The sequence below is a fragment of the Peteryoungia wuzhouensis genome (genome assembly GCF_003205195.1).
Taxonomy (GTDB): Bacteria; Pseudomonadota; Alphaproteobacteria; order Rhizobiales; family Rhizobiaceae; genus Allorhizobium; species Allorhizobium wuzhouense.
Genome location: NZ_QJRY01000002.1, coordinates 499,421 through 521,664 on the forward strand (window position 1 = coordinate 499,421; position 22,244 = coordinate 521,664).

The following is a 22,244-nucleotide window of genomic DNA, read 5'->3' on the forward strand; positions in this document are numbered from 1 at the left end:
CTTATCGGCTCCCCGTCAGGACAAGAGGTTCGGAATGAGGCTGTGCCGCAGTCGCATTTTCGCGTCTGGCCAGCCAGATTGTCACGGTAAGCCCGCGCCCGGCCGCACTCTGCGGCGGCAGGTCGACGACATTCTCGACCGACAAGCCCTGTCGCGCCAGCCACTCCGCCATGACGGCATGGGAGAAGCCGAGACGAAGATGGGCGTGCTCGTTGCGCAGATAGTCGAGTTCGTGTGGCGCGAGGTCGATGATCGCCAGACGCCCGCCGGGTCGCAGCATGCGCGCGGCCTCAGCAAGCGCCAGTTCCGGCTCTTCAAGGAAATGCAACACCTGATGCACCGTGACGAGATCGTAGTCGCTCGCATCGAGCGGCAGATTGAGAATATCGCCGTGGCGCACGGTCGCCGACAGCACGCCCGCTTTGTCCAGGTTCGAGCGGGCGACAGACAGCATGTCGCGGCTCGCATCCACCCCGACCGCACGCCGATACCGATCGGACAGCAATTGCAGAATGCGCCCCGTGCCGGTGCCGAGGTCGAGCAGTGCCTCCACCGGTTCTTCGCCGATGACACCGAGCAATGCCGCCTCGACATCGGCATCGTTCACATGCAGGCGGCGCAACTCGTCCCATTCGGATGCATTGCGGCTGAAATATTCCTGCGCCTTTTCCGCGCGGGCACGCTTGACCGACGCAAGCCGGTCCCGGTCGCGCACGAGCACGGGGTCTGCCTCGTCGGTGACATCGAGCAGCGTGCGGATCAGCGTCGAAGCGGATCCTTCCTGCTTCAGGCGGAAATAGGCCCAGGCGCCCTCCTGATAGCGGTCTATCAGTTCGGCCTCGGCAAGCAGCTTCAGATGACGCGAGATGCGGGGCTGTGACTGGCCAAGAATTTCGGTAAGATCTGTGACGGTAAGATCTCCCGCCGCCAACAGCGCCAGAAGACGGAGGCGGGTCGGTTCTCCCGCCGCCTTCAACAAATCCACCAGAGTGTCGACACCAAATTGCATGCGAAGCCCCAATGACGAAAACGACATAAAGATATGTTTATGTGATTATCGAAATTGAGGCAAGCGCAAATATTGCTGCGGCTTATCACGGAATTGCGGGAGCGTCCGCCAAAAAAAAGGGACCGGCGCTAGCGCCGATCCCCGTTCGAATTCAAAGCGAAACGCTCGCTTTGGCGCTCAGCGTGTGAGGCGCTTGTAGGACTGGCTGCCCGGATTGAGCGCATCCGGACCCAGACGGCGGATCTTGTCCTGCTCATAGTCCTCGAAGTTGCCCTCGAACCACTCCACGTGACCATTGCCTTCGAAGGCGAGGATATGCGTCGCCAGACGGTCGAGGAACATGCGATCGTGGCTGATGATGATCGCGCAGCCGGCAAAGGCTTCGAGCGCGCTTTCAAGCGCCCCCAGCGTTTCCGTATCGAGGTCGTTCGTCGGTTCGTCGAGCAGCAGCACGTTGCCGCCGGCCTTCAGCATCTTGGCGAGGTGCACGCGGTTGCGCTGACCACCGGAGAGGTTGCCGACCTTCTGCTGCTGGTCACCGCCCTTGAAGTTGAACGCGCCGCAGTAAGCGCGGGAGTTCATGTCGAACTTGCCGAGCTTGATGATTTCGGCACCACCGGAGATTTCCTCCCAAACGGTCTTGTTGCCATCCAGCGCATCACGGCTCTGGTCGACATAACCGAGATGAACGGTATCGCCGATGCGGATCGAACCGGCGTCAGGCGTTTCCTGACCGGTGATCATCTTGAACAGCGTCGACTTACCCGCGCCGTTGGGGCCGATGATGCCGACGATGCCACCCGGCGGCAGCTTGATCGACAGATCCTTGATCAGGGTACGCCCTTCGAAGCCCTTGTTGATTCCTTCAAGCTCGATGACCACCTGGCCGAGACGCTCCGAGACCGGGATGATGATCTGCGCATCGCCGGGGCGGATGTTTTCTGCGGCATCCACCAGCTGTTCATAGGCCTTGATACGCGCCTTCGACTTGGCCTGGCGGGCCTTGGGGCTGGATGCGATCCACTCCTGTTCACGCGACAGAGCCTTCTGGCGACCGGCTTCGTCGCGGGCTTCCTGCTGCATGCGCTTGGCCTTGGCCTGCAGGTAAGCGGAATAGTTGCCTTCGTACGGAATGCCACGGCCGCGGTCGAGCTCAAGAATCCAGCCGGTGACGTTGTCGAGGAAGTAGCGATCGTGGGTGATCATCATCACGGCGCCCGGATAGTCACGCAGGTGCTTTTCCAGCCAGGCGATCGTCTCGGCATCGAGATGGTTGGTCGGTTCGTCGAGCAGCAGCAGATCCGGCTGCGACAGCAGCAGGCGGCAAAGCGCGATACGGCGGCGTTCACCACCCGAAAGGACGGTCACGTCGGAATCCTTCGGCGGGCAGCGCAGCGCTTCCATCGCCATCTCGACCTGCTGTTCCAGGTCCCAGAGGTTCTGGCTGTCGATGATATCCTGAAGCTTCGCGCCCTCTTCCGCCGTCTCGTCGGAATAGTTCATCATCAGTTCGTTGTAACGGTCGAGCACGGCCTGCTTGTCCGCCACGCCCTCCATGACGTTCTCGAAGGCATTCTTCGACGGATCGAGATGCGGCTCCTGTTCCAGGTAACCAACCGTCGCACCGTCCGCCAGCCAGGCCTCGCCGGTATATTCCTTGTCCTTGCCGGCGATGATGCGCAGCACGGTGGACTTACCCGCACCGTTCGGACCGAGAATACCGATCTTGGCATCCGGGTAGAAGGACAGGTTGACGTTCTCAAGGATCTTCTTGGCGCCGTAGGACTTGTTCAGTCCCGACATGTGATAGATGAACTGGCGTGCCATGGGGAAATTGCTCCGGCGGCTGATGGGGGTTTGCACGCTATCTAGGCGAATTGCCCGGTCGGGGCAATGCGGCCCACAAAAAAGTGCCGAGAAATAACGGGGATCTCTGAGACCGCAGCCTTGGAGCAGCCGCCTTATCTTCGCGCACGCCCGCCCCCTCCACAAGCGAGAATTCCAGGATATTGCGCATCAGTGGGAAATACGCTCCTATCGCCCGACTGGGAGAACCGAATGTTTTCAAATCTGAATTTTCATCAATCGCCGACCGGCGCGCGCCTCGCCTATCACCATCTGGCCGCAGCGGGGACGCCGCGTGGGATCGTGGTGGTCTGCCACGGACTTGCCGAACACGCGCGCCGGTATGCCGCCTTTGCGGAAGCACTGTCCAAACGCGGCTACCACGTCTACGCACACGACCATCGCGGCCATGGCGAGACCACCGCGCCGGATGCGAGCCTCGGCCGCTATGCTGCCCGCGACGGCGTCACCAAGGTGATCGCGGATGTGCGTGCCATGCGCGATCACGCCGTCGGCAGACATCCCGGCCTCCCGGTCACCCTGTTTGGCCATTCGATGGGCGGACTGATCGCGCTCAATACTGCCTCGACACACCCGCAGGCATTCCAGGCGCTCTCGGTCTGGAACTCCAATTTCAATCCCGGCCCTGCCGGCCGCTTTGCTCAGGCCGTGCTTGCCATCGAGAAAATCCTGAAGGGCTCCGACGTGCCCTCCACCATCCTTCCCCAGGCCACATTCGGCGCCTGGGGCAAATCCATCCCCGGTCATCGCACACTGTTCGACTGGCTGTCGCGCGATCCGGCGGAGGTGGACGCCTACATTGCCGACCCTCTCTGCGGCTTCGACGCCAGCGTCTCGATGTGGCAGGATATCTTTCGCTTGGCCTTTGCTGGCGCCTCTAAGGAACGCCTCGCTCTCTTGCCCAAGGGCCTGCCCGTTTATCTCGTCGGCGGTGGGCAGGATCCGGCCACCAACAAGGGCCGTGAGATCCGCTGGCTCGGCCGGCGTATGATGGATGCTGGCATGACCCAGGTGACCACGACCATCTATGACGAGATGCGCCATGAGACCCTGAATGAAATCGGCCGTGAGCGGGCCGTCGCGGATTTCCTCGCGTGGCTCGACCGTTTCACCGCATGACGCCATCCAGGCTTGTCAAAACGGAATGATCCCATGAGAGAAAATCAAGTGCGAAGGCCATGATCCGGCGCTAAGACGGTCTGTATCGCAGGAAAACTCATGACAGCCGGCAAATTGGGTCGAGGTGTCGCCCTGCGCAAAGGAAGCAGCATGACCGCCAAGCCTTCTGCCCCGCCACCGCTATCAGGCATCCGCGTGATCGAACTTGCCCGCGTGCTGGCCGGTCCCTGGGCAGGCCAGATGCTTGCCGATCTCGGCGCCGATGTGATCAAGGTCGAAAACCCCGAAGGTGGCGACGACACCCGCGCCTGGGGGCCTCCCTTCGTCGAGGGCGCCGATGGCGAAAACCTCTCGGCCGCCTATTATCATTCGACCAACCGCAACAAACGCTCGATCGCCATTGATCTGAAGACGCCGGAAGGCCAGGAAACCGTTCGCCGCCTCTGCGCGTCTGCCGATGTCGTCATCGAGAACTTCAAGCGCGGCGGGCTGGAAAAATACGGCCTCGACTACGAGAGCCTGAAGGCCATCAACCCCAAGCTCGTCTATTGCTCGATAACAGGCTTCGGCCAGAACGGCCCCTATGCCGATTTCGCCGGCTATGACTACATCGTCCAGGGCATGTCCGGCTTCATGTCGATCACAGGCGAGAAGGACGGCGAGCCGATGAAGGCGGGCGTCGCCATCGCCGACATCTTCACCGGCATCTATGCCGTCACCGCCATTCAGGCAGCCCTGATCCACGTCATGAAAACAGGCCAAGGCCAGTTCGTCGACATGGCCCTGCTCGACGTCATGTCGGCCGTGCTCGCCAACCAGAACATGAACTACCTGATCTCCGGCAAGCCGCCTGTTCGCCTCGGCAATGCTCATCCGAACATCAGCCCCTATGAAGTGGTGCCGACAGCGGACGGCCATCTTATCCTGGCGGTCGGCAATGACGGGCAGTTCAAGCGCCTCTGCACCATCCTCGGCATAGCCTCGGTCGCCGAGGACGAGCGCTTCACTACCAACAAGGCCCGCGTCGCCAACAAGGTCGAGGTCCGCCGCATCGTCACCGCAGAAACAGAGAAGTGGCAGAAGCGCGATCTGCTCTCGGCCTGTGAAGCCAATGCCGTGCCGGCGGGACCGATCAACTCGATCGAGGAAATGTTCGCCGATCCGCAGATCCAGGCACGCGGCCTCAAGATCGATCTGACCGACGACAAGGGCACTGTGATCCCAAGCGTACGCACGCCGATCGTGCTCTCCGAGACCCCCCTGCGCTACGAGAGCCCGAGCCCGCGCATCGGCGAGCACGGCGAAGAAATCCTGGCCGAACTGGCCGAGCTGGAAAGGAAGACGCAATGAAGAGAACCGGCGGAGCCCTGATCGTCGAGGCCCTGAAGGCAAACGGCGTCGAACGTGTCTCATGCGTACCCGGCGAAAGCTATCTCGCCGTGCTCGATGCGCTGAAGGACAGCGGCATCGAGACCCTGGTCTGCCGCCAGGAAGGCGGGGCCGCGATGATGGCGGACGCCTGGGGTCGCCTGACGGGCAAGCCCGGCATCTGCATGGTGACCCGTGGTCCGGGCGCCACGAACGCCTCCGCCGGCCTGCATGTCGCCAGACAGGATTCGATCCCGATGATCCTCTTCATCGGCCAGATCGGTCGCGACATGAAGGAGCGCGAAGCCTTCCAGGAAGTCGAATACCGCCGCGCCTTCACCGAATTCGCCAAATGGGTCGGCGAGATCGATGACGCCCGCCGCATCCCGGAATTCGTCACCCGCGCCTTCGCCGTCGCTACCTCAGGCCGCCCCGGCCCGGTCGTGCTAACGCTGCCGGAAGACATGCTGCTCGACGAGGTCGACGCTCCGGACGCCAAGCCCTACACGCCCGTGGAATCTCATCCCGGCCCAAGCCAGATCGCCGCCCTCGGCGCGATGCTGAAGACCGCCAAGCGCCCCATGGTCGTCCTCGGCGGCACGCGCTGGAGCGAGACCTCCGTCGCCGGCATCCAGGCATTCGCGGAAAAGTTCAAGCTGCCGGTCGGGTGCTCCTTCCGCCGCCAGATGCTCTTCGATCACCTGCATCCGTCCTACGCTGGCGATGTCGGCATCGGGATCAATCCGGCGCTGGCTAGGGAAGTGAAGGAAACCGACCTGCTGATCCTGCTCGGCGGTCGCTTCTCCGAAATGCCGTCCTCGTCCTACACCCTGATGGACATCCCCTACCCGGCGCAAAAGCTGGTTCACATACATCCTGACCCGTCCGAACTCGGCCGCGTCTACCGCGCCGATCTCGCCATCTGTGCAGCGCCCGAAGAATTCGTCTCCGCCCTCGCCACGCTTGAGGCGCAGGATGCCCCCGCCTGGGCCGAGCGCACTGAGACCATGCACGCCGCCTATCTCGCCTGGTCGACCCCGCCGAAGACAAGCCCCGGCCCCGTCCAGATGGGCGAGATCATGGAGTGGATAGAAGCCAATACGCCGAAGGACGCGATCTTCACCAATGGCGCCGGCAACTACGCCACCTGGCTGCATCGCTTCCATCGCTTCCAGGCCTTCAACACCCAGGCCGCCCCGACTTCAGGCTCCATGGGCTACGGCCTGCCGGCGGCGGTTGCCGCCAAGCAGCTCTTCCCCGAGCGTGAAGTCGTCTGTTTTGCCGGTGACGGCTGCTTCATGATGCATGGCCAGGAATTTGCGACCGCCATGCGCTACAACCTGCCGATCATCACCCTTGTCATCAACAACGGCATCTACGGCACGATCCGCATGCATCAGGAGCGCGAATATCCGGGCCGCGTCAGCGCAACCGACCTGACCAACCCCGATTTCGCAGCTTTAGCCAAGGCCTATGGCGGCCACGGCGAAACCGTCGAAAAGACGGAGGATTTCGCCCCCGCCTTCCTGCGCGCCCGCGCCTCCGGCAAGCCCGCGATCATCGAGATCAAGCTCGATCCGGAAGCGATCACGCCGACACGGACACTGACGCAGATTCGCAACAAGGCCTGAGCGCAAAGTCGCAGCAGACGTGACGCACGCGGGACATGGCGTCGAAATCCTATTGATGCCGTGCCCGGTTGACGGGCTACCTAAAGCAATCCTTTGTCACGCAGGTCGGCAGCAAAGGTTGCAAGCGGCATCACCAGCGTCAACGGCTTGCCCTGTAGTGGCTCCGCCCCATACGACGCATACCAGTTGGCGGCGCGCTCGCTTTTGGCGTCGATGACGAGAAGGATGCCACCGCCCTCCGCGGCAATCCGCAGGCAACGCAAGGCTGCAGCGGCCAGCAATTGGCCTCCAAGCCCTCGGCCTGCCACAGTGATATCCGTTGCCAGACGCGCCAACCGGAAGCCCGGTACCTCATGCCGCGCCAATCCTCGTGCCATTACAGCAGGCACCGCCTGATGCGCAATGGAGCATGGCGCGGCGGTATAGAAGCCGAGGATGCGGTTGGGATTTACATCATCTACCGCGCAAAAAGTCTTGGCAGCATTCTGCTCATGGCTCCGCCGGGCAAAGCGTTGCAGAAATGTATTCATCTCCGCATCACCGCAGTCGAAGGAGGCCCGATCATGGGATTTTCGGATTGCCTCTTCGTGCCAAACCGGAAGGCTCATAGAGTATCCGGCAGCGCCGCAATTGCCGCCCGAAGCTGGGCATTGGGCTTGGGCGGATTTTCCAACAGGTCCATGATGCGCAGGTAATCCTGCTCCGACACCTTGATGGCTTCCGCTTCCGCAATCACCGCCTCTGCTTCCCGCAGCGCGGACTGCGTCACGAAATTGGTCAGGTCGGTATTGCTCAGCATCGCTGCCCGCAGCAGCTTGGATTTGGCCGATGCAGCAACTCGCAGGCTCATACGCTCATTGTCTTCGACGACTACTCTGGGCATGGAAGCCTCCATTAAGGGCGAGCGGAAGAGTAAGCGAATTCAGGCCTAACGTCAATTGTACGCTTTAAAGACGTACACATATACGACCTAGTCAATACGAAACTGTAGGCAGCACGGCGTAACTCCGCTCAACAAAAAACCCGGCGCATCAACAGGATGCACCGGGCTTTTGAATCAGTTCGTCAGGCCAGCGCCTCAGATAGCCGCCGTGACGATGAACTCGACCTTGTAGTCCGGGGTCGCAAGTGCTGCTTCCGACGTGGCGCGAGCCGGCGGGTTTGCCGGGTCGATCCAGCCTTCCCAGACCGCATTCATTTCGCCGAAGGTCGACATGTCGGAGAGGTAGATGATCGTCTGCAGGATCTTCGACTTGTCCGAACCGGCAGCGGCCAGCAGGCGGTCGACTTCGGCCAGCGCCGACTTCGACTGTTCGGTCACGGACGTGCCTTCGCCGACCTGACCGGCCAGATAGACGGTGTTGCCGTGGACGACGGCGCCGCTCATGCGCTTGCCGGGCTCGATACGCTTGATGCTCATGGGAAAACTCCTGCTTGAGGCTGGTTTGAAAAACAAACGGGCCGGACGCGACGGTCCGGCCACGGTGGTGGAAAAGGGATCTCAGCCGCGCTGGCGCAGTGCGTGCTCATAGGTCGCGGTGGAACGAGCACCCGAGCGGCAATAGCCGAGCATCGGCTTGTCGAAGTCTTCGAGCGCATCGACCATGGCGGCCACCGCATCCGGCGTTACGCCCATCGGGCCAACGGGCACATGCTTGATCTTGAGGCCCAGTTCGTCCGCGCGCTTGGCAACGGCTGCGAATTCTGGCTGGCCGAACTCCTCGCCGTCAGGGCGATGGCAGACGATCGACTTGAAGCCGAGCGCCTTGATCTGATCGACCTCGTCGACCGTGATCTGGCCGCTGACCGAATATTCCTCGTTGATCTGCCGGATGTTCATCGGGGCACCTCGTCAATTTCTTGGGGTCAAACATCTACGACGGGCATCCCCAAGCGTCAATCTCGCAGGTCCCTGCGTTCGACGTTCAGATGAAGGAAAAGGCAAGCCCGTAGTCGCGGCTCTCGCCGGGCTGCAAGATGTTGAACTCGCCGGCGGCTTCCAGTTCCGCGCGGCTCACCCAGCGATGCGACACCGGCTCGATGCCGAGCACATGCGCCGGCGCCTTCTGGTTTCGCCACACTTGCAGGTAGGGCAGCGTATCCGTGCGGAACCGCACCTTCAAGCGCTTGCCGCCGATCGCCGTCATCGGCCCAAGCCGCAGCTCGGCCCAGCCGCCATGGCCGGCGGGAACGCAGAAGATGCTGCCGTCCCCCTCGCCGAAGGCCCAGGGCATGGAGCTGCCCTCCAGCATAGCGCCTTCAAGCGCGGTACCTTCGTCGAAATGCCTGGCGCCCAGATTGATGTGGTACATCAGGAAAACCGGGATGGGCGTATCGCTGGTGTTGATCACCCGATCGGCCAGCTGGACCTCACCGCTCTCACCTTTGATCCGCCACAGCCGATGCAGCTCCGCCGTCCCGCCATCCGCCAGATTCACGGGGACAATGGCAGAGGCCAGCAGATCGTCACCCTCGGACGAAAAGGAAAGCGCCTCGGCCAAGTGGGCGGAAAATGAACCATGCAGGGGATAGTGCCGCTTGCCATCCGCCATCGGTTGCGGATGGCGGATATGGTCCGGTCCGCAGGTGAAGAGGAAACCTTCGAGCGAATGGTCGATACGGGGATCGCCGTCATCCGGGATGGCACGCCCCGGCGCCACGTCGACGCCGTCGACGATACAGGACCCGATGTCGAAGACGGAGCTTGGATCGAGCGCAAGGTGTGGTCCGCGCGGACCACGAAAGGAGATCATGCAATGGTTTCCTCGACGGACGGTGCCGCGATCTGAAAATGTCCGGCAGCAGCCATATGTTCGAGACCGACCAGGCCGCTGTCGAGCGACGAGAGATAGGCGATGTTGACCGACTGCTCAAGCCAGCCTTGGAAGGCTTGTGCCGAGCGCTCCAGCCGATCGAAGCGCTGGAGCCCCTCATCCGAGAGCGACAACAGCTCGAAGCGGCGATCGGCTCGATCGCGCTTGCGCAGCACATATCCCCGATCTTCCAGCACTTTCACCGCACGGCTGATCTTGGTTTTCGATAGACCCGACTGCAGCGAAATCGACTTCGCGGTGATGGGCGACTGCTCGCCCAGCGACCACAGGACCTGCCATTCGGACCAGGACAATTCGTCGTCCGGTCCACAATACTGCGTGAACGCCGTATCGAATCGCTCCGCAACCCGGATAAGTCGGTAAGGTAGAAAGGAATCCAGTCTCAGTCGGTCCTGCATCGTTCCCCCTCGGATACCGCATTGACCCCGGAACCCGGTGCCGATTGAACGGTTCTCCCCCTGCCCCCACAGCAAGTTAATCTAATATTCATTATGAATTCACCTTTTCCACATTAGTGTCAAATTTGTCGCGTTTGTCGCCCGCAGAGACGAGGAAACCGCACCGTGCACGACATCAGGAAATCAGGCTTGCTCATGGTGGCTCTTGCCGCCACGTCGCTGGCGACTACAGGCGCCTCATGGGCGCAATCCGTCTACGACTACCGCAAGTCCCAGACCCTTCTCGTGTCGCCGGAAGGCGACATCCTCGACTACATTCCGGAGACGGGTGATGTGGTGATCAGCCGCGACCGCATGGGCCGCACGGTGCTGATCGACCGCTTCGGCAATCTGGTTGCGACGGAAATTCCGGCGGAGAGCTATTATCCGCCGCAAAATGCTGGACGCCATCGCGACCTGCCCGGGGTCTACGACCCCTATCGCAACGACCCGCCACCGCAACCACGCGGCTGGGATGACGATGTCACGACCGCATCCATTCCGGACGCCCTGCCCGGCGACGGCCAGCCATTCGACGGCTCTCCCTCCGATATGCCCTATGGCGGCCCGGACATGGCGCCACCGACGGACAATGCACCGGCACGAACCGTGACCCCCGAAATCCCGGTCAAGAGCAACCTGTCGCGCCTGGAAATCACCGCCCTGCAAGTCTTCCTCGACCGCGAGGGCGTCTCCCCCGGCGTCATCGACGGCAAGATGGGGCAGAACGTCAACAAGGCCATCGTCGCCTGGCAGACGATGACCGGCGAGACGCTCGATCCGAACAATGCCGAGGATATTCTGGAGCGCCTGCGCCTCTCCGGTGGCCTGGCGATCAACAGCTACACGATCACGGCTGGCGATGCCGCAGGCCCCTATGTCGCCTCGATCCCGGAAGACTACGCCCACAAGGCGCAACTGCCGGCCATGGCCTATACCTCGACGGCCGAGATGCTGGCTGAAAAATTCCACATGGACGAAGGCTATCTGCGCGAACTCAACCCGGGTGTCGACTTCAGCATTCCCGGCACCATCATCAAGGTGATCGAGCCCGGCCCGCCGAAGACCGGCAGCGTGACCCGAATCGTCGCCGACAAGGCGCTGAAGCAGGTCTTCGCCTATGGCGCTGACGGCAATCTGGTTGCCGCCTACCCGGCCAGCATCGGCTCGACCGACACGCCCTCTCCGTCGGGCACGGTGACGATCGAGCGCATCGCGCTCAATCCGGGTTACACCTACAACCCGAAGGTCAACTTCCAGCAGGGCGCCAACGACAAGATCCTGCAGATCCCGCCGGGTCCCAACGGCCCGGTCGGCACGGTCTGGCTGGCACTGTCGAAGCCGACCTATGGCATCCACGGCACGCCCGAACCCTCCAAGATCGGCCGCACCCAGAGCCATGGCTGTATCCGCCTGACCAATTGGGACGCAACGGAACTCGCCAAGATGGTAAAGCCGGGTGTGACCGTCGAATTTGTCGACTGACACACAGACCTCAGCGACACCCTGAACAAAAGCCGCGAGCATCTCACTCGCGGCTTTTCCTTTGGTGCGACGCGCATAAAAAAACCGCCAGCATCGCCGGCGGTTGAGAGTTGGTGCTTTCGGGAGGAAAGTTCAGGCGGCGCTGCGCACCAGGCGGAACAGACGGCGCGGCTGGGCGGAGCGGATGATCTTGACCGGCAGGAGGCGCATGACCTCGTTGGCGAAGGCCTTGGCATTCTCCTGGGCCTTGTCGAGATTGCTGATCTTCGCTGCATCCATCGAATACAGCGTGCCACCACAGTCGAAGATTTCGCGGAAAGCGCTGCGTTCGGCAATCGGCGTGTTGACGACATTGACGCCGCGAGCGGCAAGCAAGCCCTTGATGGTCAGCAGCGCCCGCGTCGTCACCATGGAGGTAACGCGGGTCAGCACAACCGAATGCGGAATGACGAGATTGCCGGCGTCTTCCATCATCTTGATCAGGTCGAGGATCTGCGCACCGCCCTTGGCGTCCATTGCACAGCCCTGCACGGGGATCATGACATGGTCGGACAGGCCGACGGCCGTCGTCACCATGGCATCGCGGGCACCGGCGAGATCCATGATGATATAGTCATTGGTCCGCGACAACTCGCGGATATGGCCTTGAACGGACGCAACCGAAACCTCCGAGACCACCTCGATATTGTGCTGCGGACCGGACAGCTCGAACCATTGGGTGATCCAGCGCTGCGGGTCGGCATCGAGAATCGCGACGCGATAGCCTTGATGCGCAAGCTCCGTGGCGAGCAGGAGTGCTGCGGTGGTCTTGCCGGCACCGCCCTTGGCATTGGCGAATGAAATGACTGGCATGCGTGTTCCTCAAGGGCTCTGTTCCGAGCGCTTCATCGCTCTGGGGCAACCCTCGTCATTGGCGCCTCGTAAACACATCATTGCCAATCATGGTTAATAAACCGCAAACACGAAGGCTCTGCCCCTCCCCTGAATTGGGGAGAAGCGCTGGAAATCTCTAGTATATTCGAATGTTGAAACAGAACCGTTTGGACCGTTCAGCCACGCAGCGGGGTGCAGGCACCCACATGCTGCGGCCCGACGCGGCCAGCCTTGAGGTCAGACAGAAGAGGAAGCGAAGGATCGGGGCCTCCGATGCCGGCTTCGAATGTTGCGCGATCCACCTTGACCATCCGGCCACTGGCGAGAATGCTGACAAGGGTCTTCTTGTCCACCACTGCGAGGCTGACCTTGGATTTGCAGAACTGCTTGCCGTCTTTGCCTGTCAGCACCCAGCCCAGCGAACCAGACTTGCCCTGGCTCATTTTGCCAACCGTATAGCCCTTCTTCAGAAGCCCCTGATAGCTTTCTGCAAAAGCAGAACCGGCCTGGAATGCAAGGCTCGCTGCAAAAACGCCGATCAGCAGACGGCAAACCGATTTTGTCGGAAATGACATAAGAAACACCCCCAAAGATCAACGGACATCGCCGGAAACAGGCTGAAAGTAAAAAAGAAAACCCCGCCTCAAGATGGCAGGGTTTTCGTCGTTTTTCAATTCAGTGAGTTCCGCGCTTAGAAGCAGTCGGCAAACAGCTGCTTGGTGTTTTCAAGCGTCATCTTGACCGGATTGCCGCCAGCGCTCGGATCCTCGATCGCCATGGCCGAGAGTTCATCGATCCGGTCATTGGCAATGCCCATGGCCGTCAGGTTCTCGGGCACATGCAGCTCGGCGCGCAGCGCCAGCACATAGTCGTAGAACCCGTCGAAACCACCCGATATCCCGAGATAGGCGGCGGCTCTCTCGATCTTGTCTTCGATCGTGTGGCGATTGAATTTCAGCACCGGCGGCATGACAACAGCATTGGTCATGCCGTGATGGGTGTTGTAGACGGCGCCGATCGGGTGCGACAGCGCATGGATGGCGCCAAGCCCCTTCTGGAACGCCGTGGCACCCATGGCAGCCGCCGACATCATGTTGGTGCGGGCCTCGATATCGGTACCGTCATGATAGGCGCGCGGCAGGAATTCCTTGACCAGCCGCATACCTTCGAGCGCGATGCCCTGGCTCATCGGATGATAGAAGGGCGAGGAATAGGCTTCCAGGCAATGGGCGAACGCGTCCATGCCCGTACCGGCCGTGATCATCTTCGGCATGCCGACCGTCAGCTCCGGATCGCAGATGACGACGCCGGGCAGGAACTTCGGATGGAAGATGATCTTCTTCACATGGGTGACGGAGTTGGTGATGACCGAAGCGCGACCGACTTCCGAGCCGGTGCCCGCCGTGGTCGGCACGGCCACGATCGGGGCGATGCCGTCGGAATTGGCGCGGGTCCACCAGTCGCCGATATCCTCGAAATCCCATACCGGCCGCGTCTGCCCGGCCATGAAGGCAACGCACTTGCCAAGATCGAGGCCGGAGCCGCCGCCGAAGGCGACAACGCCGTCATGGCCACCATCCTTGTAGGCCTTGATGCCGGCTTCGAGGTTCTTTTCGTTCGGGTTCGGATCAACATCGGCGAAGATCGCACGGCCGAGGCCCGCCTCTTCCAGGACATCGAGCGCCGTCTGCGTGATCCCCATCGGCGCGAGGCCCCGGTCGGTGATCAACAGCGGCTTCTTCATGCCGAGTGACTTGCAGGCGTCCGCCAGTTCCTTGATGCGGCCACGTCCCATCTTGACGGCGGTGGGATAGCTCCAGTTGGCGACGATGTTCATTTCGTGACTTTCTTCAGATGGTAGGATTTCGGACGGGTGAGGTTCTGGAAGCCGAGAACGGACAGCGATCCGCCCTTGCCGGTCTCCTTGACACCGGTCCAGCAGAGCGCCGGGTCGAGATAGTCGGCGCGGTTCATGAACACGGTGCCGGTCTCGATCTCGCGGCCGATGCGCGCGGCGCGCTCCGGATCCTGCGTCCAGAGCGAGGCAGTCAGACCATAGGGGCTGTCGTTCATCAGACCGAGCGCCTGCTCGTCACTCTTCACCTTCATGATGCCGACGGCCGGACCAAAGGTCTCGTCCTTCATGAAGGCCATGGAGTGATCGACGTTCACGAGGATCTGCGGCATGATATAGGCGCCGCCGTCATCGGCCGGGAAGAGTTTCGGATCGACCAGCGCCTTGGCACCCTTCGACACGGCATCGGCGATCTGCTCGCGCACGACCTTGGCGAAACGCTTGTTGGCCATCGGTCCCAGCGTCGTTTCCGGATCGAGCGGATTGCCGAGCTTGTAGTTCGACACCCAGGCGACCGACTTCTCGACGAAGGCGTCGTAGAGGCTCTCATGCACATAGATGCGCTCGATGCCGCAGCAGCACTGCCCGGAATTGTAGGTGGCACCATCCATCAGGGTGTCGACGGCAGCATCCAGATCGGCGTCTTCCATGACGTAACCCGGGTCCTTGCCACCGAGCTCGAGCCCGAGACCGGCAAAGGTGCCGGCTGCGGCCCGCTCGATCGACCGACCACCTTCGACCGAACCGGTGAAGTTGATGAAGTTGAAGTTGCCAGCGGCAATCAGCGCAGATGTCGTGGCGTGGTCGAGGAAGAGGTTGATGAAGACATCATCGGGAACACCCGCCTCGACAAAGGCGCGCACCATGCGCTCGCCAACCAGCAGCGTCTGCGTCGCATGTTTGATGACGACGGTGTTGCCGGCCATCAGCGCCGGCGCGATCGTGTTGATCGCGGTCATGTAGGGATAATTCCACGGCGCGATGACGAAGACGACGCCATGCGGCTCGCGCTCGATGCGGCGCTCGAACTTGTCGCTCGCTTCCACGACCAGCGGCGCCAGCGAGTCGGCGGCAATCGCCGCGACATAGTTGGAGCGCTCGTTGAAGCCCTTGTATTCGCCGCCATAACGCACCGGACGGCCCATCATATGGGCCAGTTCCGGCACCACTTCGTCGGACATTTCATTGAGACGGACCACGCCCTTCAGCACCAGCTGAATACGGTCTTCGAGCGGCCGGCGCGCCCAGGCTTTCTGGGCCTTGCGGGCACGAGCCACGGCCTCGGTTGCCGCGTCCAGCGACATGGCCGGGCGTTCGGCGTAAACCGATCCGTCGATCGGCGAAATGCATTGGATCATGGTCATGATCGTCTTCCTGTTGTTCTAGAACGAGATGACAGCGGCCGAGGCCGCTGTCGATGTTTACACCCATATGCGAGGCATCGTGGCGGCCTCAAGGCCACCTTTCGTCACGCCCGCTCGAAACCGCGCGCCACCTCCCAGTCGGTAATCCGACGATCATATTCTTCCTGCTCCCATTCGGCCGCCCGGACATAGTGATCGACCACGTCATCCCCGAAGGCTGAGCGAAGCATTGCCGACCCCTTGAGCGTTTCCGCAGCAGCTCGCAGCGTGCGCGGGATCTCGCGCACATCCTTGGCACCATAGGCATCACCGGTGAAAGCGGGTTCGAGCTCCATCTTCTTCTCGATCCCATCAATGCCGGCGGCCAGAAGCGCTGCCATCGCCAGATAGGGATTGAGATCGGAGCCGCCAACGCGGCATTCGACGCGGATGCCCTTGGTCGCATCGCCGCAGAGCCGGTAGCCGGCCGTGCGGTTGTCCTTGGACCAGATCGCCTTGGTCGGCGCGAACGTACCCGCCATGAAACGCTTGTAGGAATTGATGTAGGGCGCCAGGAAATAGGTGATCTCAGAAGCGTGGCTCAGCAAGCCGGCCATATAGTGCTTCATCACCTCCGACATGCCGTACTGGCCCTTCTCGTCGAAGAACAGCGGCGTCTTGCCGTCGGCAGACCATAGAGACTGGTGGATATGCGACGAGGAACCGGCGGCGTTGTAATGCCATTTGGCAAGGAAAGTGATGGCCTTGCCCTTCGACCAGGCGATCTCCTTGCAGCCATTCTTGATGATCACATGCCGGTCGGCCATGGTGAGTGCGTCGGCATAACGCACATTGATCTCTTCCTGGCCGGCAGACGCTTCGCCCTTGGAATTCTCGACCGGGATGCCGGCACCCTGCAAACCTTTGCGGATCGCCCGCATCACGTCCTCTTCCTTGGTGGTCTGGAAGATATGGTAGTCCTCGTTGTAGCCCGAGACCAATTTCAGGTCGCGATAGCCCGAAAGCCGCGCCGCATCATAGGTCTGGTCAAAGAGGAAGAATTCGAGTTCGGTCGCCATGAAGGCCTTCATGCCCATGGCCTCGAGCCGGGCAACCTGCTTCTTCAGGATCGCGCGCGGCGAGTGCGCAACTTCGGCATGGGTCGCATGGTCATACATGTCGCAGAGCACAAGGGCCGTGCCCTCAAGCCAGGGGATCCGACGCAGCGTCGAAAGATCCGGCTTCATCGTGTAGTCGCCATAGCCCTTTTCCCAGCTGGTCGCCTTGTAGCCGGAGACGGTTTCCATCTCCATGTCGGTGGCCAGCAGATAATTGCAGCTATGCGTTTCCTTGTAGGCGCTCTCGACGAAATACTCCGCCTGGAAACGTTTGCCCATCAAACGACCCTGCATGTCCACCTGACACGCCAGAACCGTGTCGATGCGCCCTTCGGCAACGTCCTTCTTCAGGTCTTCGAAAGTGTAAGTGGTGGTCATGACTGTCGTCCGCACAAGGATGAGATGAGAAAGATGCCGGCATCGCCGGTATCGGAGGAGGATACACACGGGCCGGAACCAGTCCGGCCCGTGTGATTCACTTAGACCTGCCCGACGGCCCTTTCGGCAGCGGCGATCTCGGCGGCGCGCTTGGCCACCTCGTCACCGATCGGCGGTCCCTTGAAACGCTTGTTCTCGAAAACGACCCAGACAATGCCCGTGAGCACGAGGAAGCCGACGGTGATCGGCAGTGCCCAGTCGTTCGGCGCCTGGATACCGATGAAGAAGATCAGCGCCATGGCGAGAATGCTGAGCACGGCAACGAGCTTGTAGGTACCGACACCCATGTTCCATTCGCCCATCTTGGGCCACTTCGACGTTCCGATCGCCGCGATGCCGAGCGCGATCGGCAAGGCAAAGGAAAGGAACAGGAAGATGACGGTGCAGGATACGACGATCGAATAGGCTGGTGTCCCGGCGATCGTGATGGCAGACGTGAACCAGACGAACAGGACCGACAGGATCGAACCCACCCAGATGGCGGCAACCGGGGTGCGGTGTTTCGGGCTCACCTTGGCGAGAGCGGAAGAACCCGGAAGGCCCTTGTCGCGCGAGAAGGCGAACATCATGCGCGACAGCGAGGTGACAGTCGCGAGACCGCAGAGGAACTGCGACACGAAGATGAGGAAGTAGAGGATTTCCTCGACAACCGGGTTCATCTGGCTGTCCATCGCCCAGAAGAACACGTTCCAGCCCTGCTTGGCGGCATCATCCATGTTCGGGATCATGAGCACGAAGGAGCAAAGCATCACGTAGCCAAACAGCGACGACCACAGAACCGCCGAGATCATGCCGCGCGGCACCGAGGTCGAAGCCTTGATGGTTTCTTCCGACGTATGGGCAGACGCGTCATAACCGGTGATCGTGTAGATTGGCAGCAGCAGGCCGAGACCGAAGGCCATCAGCGTGGAGACTGGGTTCGGCCACACGCCGCTCGCACCTTCCGTTCCGGTGTAGTTGGCGAAGGTGAAGAGGCGGCTGATCTCGAAGCTCGGTGCGGCAACCAGGCAGGCGACCGTGAGCAGCAGCGCGGTTGCAAAGATGAGGTAACCAGAGAAATCGGTGAGCTTGGCGGTGAGCCCGATGCCGAAGTGGTTGATCAGCGCCTGGAGAGCGGTGATGACGGCAACGAAACCGACACGCACGACCAGCGTGTCTTCGAGACCGAAATAGGCCCCGAAGGCACCGAAGAAGAAGTAGTAGGTACCGACATTGATGGCACCCAGAACGGTCACGAGACCGAGCAGGTTGAGCCAGGCAGCGAGCCAGCCGGTGAAGCGGTTACCGAGGATCGATGCCCAGTGATAGAGGCCGCCAGCCGTCGGATAGGACGAAGCGATCTGGGCAAGACCCAGCGCGAAAACGCCGGAAATGGCACATCCGACGAGCCAGCCGATGCCGATGGCGGCACCGCCGACACCGGAGGTGGCCTGACCGAGCGAATTGATCCCGCCGGACAGGATGCAGATGATCGAAAATGAAATCGCGAAGTTGGAGAACGAGCTCATGCGCCGTTCCAGTTCCTGCGCATAGCCCATGGAGTGCAGGATATGAAGATCCTGTTTCTTGTCTGTATCAGAGTAATCTGACATGGCATCCCCCAAAGTAAAGATCGCCCGCGGGATTGCGGTGATCGCGTTTTGGCCCGCCGGTTTTTTGGTGGCGGTCAGTTGCAGCGCGGCTGCTCCCGTTGAGGTCTTGTTTTTTTATTGTCTCCCGACCAAGCTGACCGCATCTGCGATCAGCCCGGCGAGATAGTCGGCCATGACCTCCTGGTCGACGGAATTGGCAATCAGATCGTTGCGCACCTCGATCATGACGTTGGCATGACCGGCGGGCAAGGCATGCAGGCGCAGGGTATGGGTTACCCCATCCTCCGGCCCATAGGGTGAATTGCGCTCCACGCGGTAGCGTCCGGTCTTCGCGGCAGCGTCCAGCATTGCATCGGCCAATCGGCTGTCGGCATCGTGAAGGATGCCGATTTCGACCGCACGCGGCTTGCCGAAATACACGGGCGTGAAGCTATGGACAGTAACGAGGACCGCCGGGCGCCCCTCGCCGCTGCGACGCGCCAGCTCCGCACTCACCCGATCATGAAACGGCACATAAATCGCGGCCGTGCGAGCATAACGCTCCGCCACGGACAGATCCTTGTTACCGGGTATCTCATAGATCTCGCTCTTTTCCGGCATGGCGGCAGGCGATTCCGGCGGACGATTGCAGTCATAGACCAGCCGCGAAAAGCGCTGATGGATAAGCACGGCATCGAGCTTTTCCGAAAGGAGACGCGCAACAGCAAGGGCGCCCGGATCCCATGCGATATGGCTCGCGAGCGCCTCCGCTGTCAGCCCGAGGGTACCGGCAGCGAGCGGCAGCACGGACGACGCATGTTCGCAGACCAGCACGACCGCACCGCTGGCATTCGCGTTTTCTACGGCCACGGTCTCCCCGTCCGCCGATGTCAGGATTCCTGACCTCACGAGCATGCTGTTGTCCCCCGCGCCTTACGGCTGCTTTTGTTGAAGAAGAGAATTCTTCACAGTTGCGCCGCTGTCAATCCGTTCTGAAAAATTCTCTTCAAAGGCCGGTTGACTCAATTGTGACAGCGAGGCTTAATCCTAATAAAGCTGGCAAAAGATCAGCTTGAGGGGAGACTTCGGTCCTTGCTGAATGCGTCCAACACCGTATCGGACGTGATCCATGCCCATTTCAATGGGCTGACACGTGCTGAGCGACAGCTGGCCGAAAGCCTGCTGGAAAACTATCCCGTGTCCGGGCTCGGCAGCATCACCACGGTGGCCGAGAATGCCGGCGTGTCGACGCCGACGGTCGCCCGCATGGTGCAGAAGCTCGGCTACAAGGGCTATCCCGAATTCCAGGCACATCTGCATCAGGAACTTGAAGCGACGATCTCCAACCCGATCGCCAAGCATGACCGCTGGGCCGCCAATGCGCCGAACCGACACATTCTCAACCGTTTCGCGGAAGCGGTGATGTCCAACCTGAGGGATTCACTGGGAGAACTGAAGACCGCGACCTTCGACGAAGCCGCGCGCCTGATCGGCGACCGTGACCGAAGCCTCTATTTTGTCGGTGGACGCATCACCGGCGCGCTCGCCGAGTATTTTTTCACCCACATGCAGGTCATCCGCCCGAAGACGACGCTGATGTCGTCGAATGCGAGTTCCTGGCCGCAGCATGTGCTCAACATGCAGAAGGGTGACGTTCTCGTCATCTTCGATATCCGCCGCTACGAGGCCGACCTGACGACGCTCGCCGAAGTCGCTCGTGCCAATGGCGTGGAGATCATCGTCTTCACGGACCAGTGGATGTCGCCGGTGGCACAGCATGCCGCCAACTGTTTCAAGCTTCATATCGAGGCGCCATCCGCCTGGGACAGCTCCGTCGTGACCCTGTTCGTCGTGGAAGCCTTGATCGAAGCCGTGCAGAGCTCGTCGTGGAACGAGACGCGCGAACGCATGAATACCCTCGAAGGGCTGTTCGAACAGGCACGCCTGTTCCGCAAGCCCCGCTGAGGTGACACACCGACATGGAGGATCATTCTGGATAGAGGCCGACACCACCATATCGCAAAGGGCTGATATCCGTCACACAACCATAACAATGGCCACATAAGTGAACCGCATCGCTGCCAACCTCAGAGGAGAAACACAGTGACAACCAATCTTCGCAAATTCCTGTCGCTCACGACCGCCCTGGTCATGACGAGCTCCGCCGTCGCCTATGCCGAGCCGAGCGCCGAGCTGATCGAAGCCGCCAAGAAGGAAGGCATGCTGACCACGATCGCCCTGCCGCACGACTGGTGTGGTTACGGCGCCGTCATTGATGGCTTCAAGAAGAAGTATCCGGAAATCACCGTCAACGAGCTGAACCCGGATGCCGGTTCGGCCGACGAAGTTGAAGCCGTCAAGGCGAACAAGGACAACAAGGGCCCGCAGGCTCCTGACGTCGTCGACGTCGGCCTCGCCTTCGGTCCGCAGATGAAGGCCGAAGGCCTGCTGCAGCCTTACAAGGTCTCGACCTGGGATGAGATCCCCGAGAACATCAAGGACGCCGAAGGCTACTGGTATGGCGACTACTACGGCGTCATGTCGATGATCGTGAACAAGGATCTGGTCAAGAACACGCCGGCCGACTGGGCCGACCTGCTGAAGCCGGAATATGCCGGCCAGGTCGCGCTCGCTGGTGACCCGCGCGCGTCCAACCAGGCTATCCTCGGCGTTCTCGCCGCTGGTCTCGCTTCCGGCGCCAAGGCTGGCAAGGAAGCCGGCGAAGCCGGTCTGAAGTACTTCGCCGAACTCAACAAGGCCGGCAACTTCGTTCCGGTCATCGGCAAGTCGGCTCCGCTCGCCCAGGGCACGACCCCGATCGTCGTCGCCTGGGACTACAACGCCCTGTCCTGGAAGGACACGCTGGCCGGCAACCCGCCGGTTGAAGTCGTCGTTCCGGCTTCGGGCGTTCTGGCCGGTGTGTATGTTCAGGGTATCTCGGCCTATGCCCCGCACCCGAACGCTGCCAAGCTTTGGATGGAATATCTCTATTCCGACGAAGGCCAGACCGCATGGCTCGCCGGCTACTGCCACCCGGCCCGCTTCAATGCCATGTCCAAGGCCGGCAAGATCCCGCAGGATCTGCTCGACAAGCTGCCGCCGGCTGCTTCCTACGAGAAGGCCTACTTCCCGACTCTCGAGGAAGTCGATGCCAACAAGGCAGCGGTTACCGCTGGCTGGGATAGCGTCGTTGGCGCCAACGTCCAGTAATATCTGAACTGAAATGCCGTCCCGGTCTTGCGGCCGGGGCGGCGTTTGCATTCTATAGGATCCGCGGGCAAGCGGACGAGGGGCAAC

General features: G+C 61.3%; 21 protein-coding genes. 6 read left to right on the forward strand and 15 right to left on the reverse strand.

Annotation, left to right across the window (positions count from 1 at the left end; all coding sequences use genetic code 11):
* Nucleotide 1 precedes the first annotated feature (1 nt).
* Nucleotides 2–1,009 (reverse strand): ArsR/SmtB family transcription factor, encoded by a 1,008-nt coding sequence (locus DMY87_RS08260; protein ID WP_425353479.1) that lies wholly within the window; start codon nt 1,007–1,009, stop codon nt 2–4.
* A gap of 177 nt (nt 1,010–1,186) precedes the next feature.
* Nucleotides 1,187–2,836 (reverse strand): energy-dependent translational throttle protein EttA, encoded by a 1,650-nt coding sequence (ettA, locus tag DMY87_RS08265; RefSeq protein WP_110790804.1) that lies wholly within the window; start codon nt 2,834–2,836, stop codon nt 1,187–1,189.
* Between the two features lie 231 nt (nt 2,837–3,067).
* Between ettA and DMY87_RS08270 the strand changes: the two genes are divergently transcribed.
* The 3 genes from DMY87_RS08270 (at nt 3,068) to DMY87_RS08280 (ending at nt 6,993) form a co-directional block, all read left to right on the forward strand.
* A complete protein-coding gene (locus DMY87_RS08270) occupies nt 3,068–3,994 on the forward strand; it encodes an alpha/beta hydrolase (protein WP_110790805.1) in 927 nt (308 codons plus the stop codon).
* Between the two features lie 150 nt (nt 3,995–4,144).
* A complete protein-coding gene (gene caiB, locus DMY87_RS08275; protein WP_110791016.1) occupies nt 4,145–5,344 on the forward strand; it encodes a succinate--glutarate CoA-transferase in 1,200 nt (399 codons plus the stop codon).
* Nucleotides 5,341–6,993, forward strand: coding sequence for a thiamine pyrophosphate-binding protein (locus DMY87_RS08280; protein WP_110790806.1), 1,653 nt, complete (start codon nt 5,341–5,343; stop codon nt 6,991–6,993). The genes caiB and DMY87_RS08280 overlap by 4 nt, the downstream gene beginning before the upstream one ends.
* Before the next feature lie 80 nt (nt 6,994–7,073).
* Here DMY87_RS08280 and DMY87_RS08285 read toward each other — a convergent pair whose 3' ends face one another.
* The 6 genes from DMY87_RS08285 to DMY87_RS08310 all read right to left on the reverse strand — a co-directional run bounded on the left by DMY87_RS08285 (nt 7,074) and on the right by DMY87_RS08310 (nt 10,120).
* Complete coding sequence (locus DMY87_RS08285; protein WP_110790807.1) at nt 7,074–7,601, reverse strand: GNAT family N-acetyltransferase; 528 nt, start codon at nt 7,599–7,601, stop codon at nt 7,074–7,076.
* Entirely contained in the window at nt 7,598–7,876 is a 279-nt protein-coding gene (locus tag DMY87_RS08290; RefSeq protein WP_110790808.1) for a type II toxin-antitoxin system TacA family antitoxin, read from the reverse strand. Before DMY87_RS08290 ends, DMY87_RS08285 begins: the two co-directional genes overlap by 4 nt.
* A 195-nt stretch (nt 7,877–8,071) precedes the next feature.
* Nucleotides 8,072–8,413: a RidA family protein gene (locus DMY87_RS08295; RefSeq protein ID WP_110790809.1), complete on the reverse strand. Its 342-nt coding sequence runs from the start codon at nt 8,411–8,413 to the stop codon at nt 8,072–8,074.
* A gap of 81 nt (nt 8,414–8,494) precedes the next feature.
* Entirely contained in the window at nt 8,495–8,833 is a 339-nt protein-coding gene (locus DMY87_RS08300; protein ID WP_110790810.1) for a protein tyrosine phosphatase family protein, read from the reverse strand.
* Between the two features lie 85 nt (nt 8,834–8,918).
* Nucleotides 8,919–9,746, reverse strand: coding sequence for a DUF4432 family protein (locus tag DMY87_RS08305; RefSeq protein WP_110790811.1), 828 nt, complete (start codon nt 9,744–9,746; stop codon nt 8,919–8,921).
* The gene (locus DMY87_RS08310) at nt 9,743–10,120 is read right to left on the reverse strand and encodes a MarR family winged helix-turn-helix transcriptional regulator (protein ID WP_245408852.1); all 378 of its coding nucleotides are present in this window, start codon (nt 10,118–10,120) and stop codon (nt 9,743–9,745) included. Before DMY87_RS08310 ends, DMY87_RS08305 begins: the two co-directional genes overlap by 4 nt.
* A 300-nt stretch (nt 10,121–10,420) precedes the next feature.
* On the opposite strand from DMY87_RS08310, the gene DMY87_RS08315 reads away from it, so the two are divergent.
* Nucleotides 10,421–11,749, forward strand: a complete 1,329-nt coding sequence (locus tag DMY87_RS08315) for a L,D-transpeptidase (protein WP_110790812.1) — start codon at nt 10,421–10,423, stop codon at nt 11,747–11,749.
* Between the two features lie 132 nt (nt 11,750–11,881).
* On the opposite strand, the gene DMY87_RS08320 is transcribed toward DMY87_RS08315, so the two are convergent.
* From DMY87_RS08320 to DMY87_RS08350, 7 genes are all read right to left on the reverse strand, one after another.
* Entirely contained in the window at nt 11,882–12,601 is a 720-nt protein-coding gene (locus DMY87_RS08320; RefSeq protein ID WP_110790813.1) for a ParA family protein, read from the reverse strand.
* A 197-nt stretch (nt 12,602–12,798) separates the two neighbouring features.
* Nucleotides 12,799–13,197 carry a hypothetical protein gene (locus tag DMY87_RS08325; RefSeq protein WP_245408853.1) on the reverse strand — a complete coding sequence of 133 codons (399 nt, stop codon included), beginning with the start codon at nt 13,195–13,197 and terminating at the stop codon, nt 12,799–12,801.
* Between the two features lie 116 nt (nt 13,198–13,313).
* Nucleotides 13,314–14,459: an iron-containing alcohol dehydrogenase gene (locus tag DMY87_RS08330; RefSeq protein ID WP_110790814.1), complete on the reverse strand. Its 1,146-nt coding sequence runs from the start codon at nt 14,457–14,459 to the stop codon at nt 13,314–13,316.
* On the reverse strand, nt 14,456–15,841 hold the full coding sequence (locus DMY87_RS08335; protein ID WP_110790815.1) for an aldehyde dehydrogenase family protein: 1,386 nt from the start codon (nt 15,839–15,841) through the stop codon (nt 14,456–14,458). The genes DMY87_RS08330 and DMY87_RS08335 overlap by 4 nt, the downstream gene beginning before the upstream one ends.
* 104 nt (nt 15,842–15,945) lie before the next feature.
* Complete coding sequence (locus DMY87_RS08340; protein WP_110790816.1) at nt 15,946–17,316, reverse strand: glutamine synthetase family protein; 1,371 nt, start codon at nt 17,314–17,316, stop codon at nt 15,946–15,948.
* Between the two features lie 101 nt (nt 17,317–17,417).
* Nucleotides 17,418–18,968 carry an amino acid permease gene (locus tag DMY87_RS08345; protein WP_110790817.1) on the reverse strand — a complete coding sequence of 517 codons (1,551 nt, stop codon included), beginning with the start codon at nt 18,966–18,968 and terminating at the stop codon, nt 17,418–17,420.
* 114 nt (nt 18,969–19,082) lie between these two features.
* Nucleotides 19,083–19,862: an N-formylglutamate amidohydrolase gene (locus DMY87_RS08350; RefSeq protein ID WP_110790818.1), complete on the reverse strand. Its 780-nt coding sequence runs from the start codon at nt 19,860–19,862 to the stop codon at nt 19,083–19,085.
* 177 nt (nt 19,863–20,039) lie between these two features.
* Here DMY87_RS08350 and DMY87_RS08355 point away from each other — a divergent pair, with 177 nt between their 5' ends.
* Both DMY87_RS08355 and DMY87_RS08360 read left to right on the forward strand, forming a co-directional pair.
* Nucleotides 20,040–20,912 carry a MurR/RpiR family transcriptional regulator gene (locus tag DMY87_RS08355; RefSeq protein WP_110790819.1) on the forward strand — a complete coding sequence of 291 codons (873 nt, stop codon included), beginning with the start codon at nt 20,040–20,042 and terminating at the stop codon, nt 20,910–20,912.
* 186 nt (nt 20,913–21,098) lie between these two features.
* Nucleotides 21,099–22,157 carry an ABC transporter substrate-binding protein gene (locus DMY87_RS08360; RefSeq protein WP_425353489.1) on the forward strand — a complete coding sequence of 353 codons (1,059 nt, stop codon included), beginning with the start codon at nt 21,099–21,101 and terminating at the stop codon, nt 22,155–22,157.
* Nucleotides 22,158–22,244: the final 87 nt, after the last annotated feature.

Bases quoted from the DNA above. Each gene is read 5' to 3' on its own strand.
- DMY87_RS08360 (WP_425353489.1), top strand. From the start codon at position 21,099: ATGACGAGCTCCGCCGTCGCCTATGCCGAGCCGAGCGCCGAGCTGATC.
- DMY87_RS08315 (WP_110790812.1), top strand. From the start codon at position 10,421: ATGGTGGCTCTTGCCGCCACGTCGCTGGCGACTACAGGCGCCTCATGG.
- DMY87_RS08300 (WP_110790810.1), bottom strand. From the start codon at position 8,833: ATGAACATCCGGCAGATCAACGAGGAATATTCGGTCAGCGGCCAGATC.
- DMY87_RS08335 (WP_110790815.1), bottom strand. From the start codon at position 15,841: ATGACCATGATCCAATGCATTTCGCCGATCGACGGATCGGTTTACGCC.
- DMY87_RS08320 (WP_110790813.1), bottom strand. From the start codon at position 12,601: ATGCCAGTCATTTCATTCGCCAATGCCAAGGGCGGTGCCGGCAAGACC.
- DMY87_RS08340 (WP_110790816.1), bottom strand. From the start codon at position 17,316: ATGACCACCACTTACACTTTCGAAGACCTGAAGAAGGACGTTGCCGAA.
- DMY87_RS08305 (WP_110790811.1), bottom strand. From the start codon at position 9,746: ATGATCTCCTTTCGTGGTCCGCGCGGACCACACCTTGCGCTCGATCCA.
- DMY87_RS08260 (WP_425353479.1), bottom strand. From the start codon at position 1,009: ATGCAATTTGGTGTCGACACTCTGGTGGATTTGTTGAAGGCGGCGGGA.
- DMY87_RS08280 (WP_110790806.1), top strand. From the start codon at position 5,341: ATGAAGAGAACCGGCGGAGCCCTGATCGTCGAGGCCCTGAAGGCAAAC.
- caiB (WP_110791016.1), top strand. From the start codon at position 4,145: ATGACCGCCAAGCCTTCTGCCCCGCCACCGCTATCAGGCATCCGCGTG.
- DMY87_RS08325 (WP_245408853.1), bottom strand. From the start codon at position 13,197: ATGTCATTTCCGACAAAATCGGTTTGCCGTCTGCTGATCGGCGTTTTT.
- DMY87_RS08270 (WP_110790805.1), top strand. From the start codon at position 3,068: ATGTTTTCAAATCTGAATTTTCATCAATCGCCGACCGGCGCGCGCCTC.
- DMY87_RS08345 (WP_110790817.1), bottom strand. From the start codon at position 18,968: ATGTCAGATTACTCTGATACAGACAAGAAACAGGATCTTCATATCCTG.
- DMY87_RS08285 (WP_110790807.1), bottom strand. From the start codon at position 7,601: ATGAGCCTTCCGGTTTGGCACGAAGAGGCAATCCGAAAATCCCATGAT.
- DMY87_RS08295 (WP_110790809.1), bottom strand. From the start codon at position 8,413: ATGAGCATCAAGCGTATCGAGCCCGGCAAGCGCATGAGCGGCGCCGTC.
- ettA (WP_110790804.1), bottom strand. From the start codon at position 2,836: ATGGCACGCCAGTTCATCTATCACATGTCGGGACTGAACAAGTCCTAC.
- DMY87_RS08350 (WP_110790818.1), bottom strand. From the start codon at position 19,862: ATGCTCGTGAGGTCAGGAATCCTGACATCGGCGGACGGGGAGACCGTG.
- DMY87_RS08290 (WP_110790808.1), bottom strand. From the start codon at position 7,876: ATGCCCAGAGTAGTCGTCGAAGACAATGAGCGTATGAGCCTGCGAGTT.
- DMY87_RS08330 (WP_110790814.1), bottom strand. From the start codon at position 14,459: ATGAACATCGTCGCCAACTGGAGCTATCCCACCGCCGTCAAGATGGGA.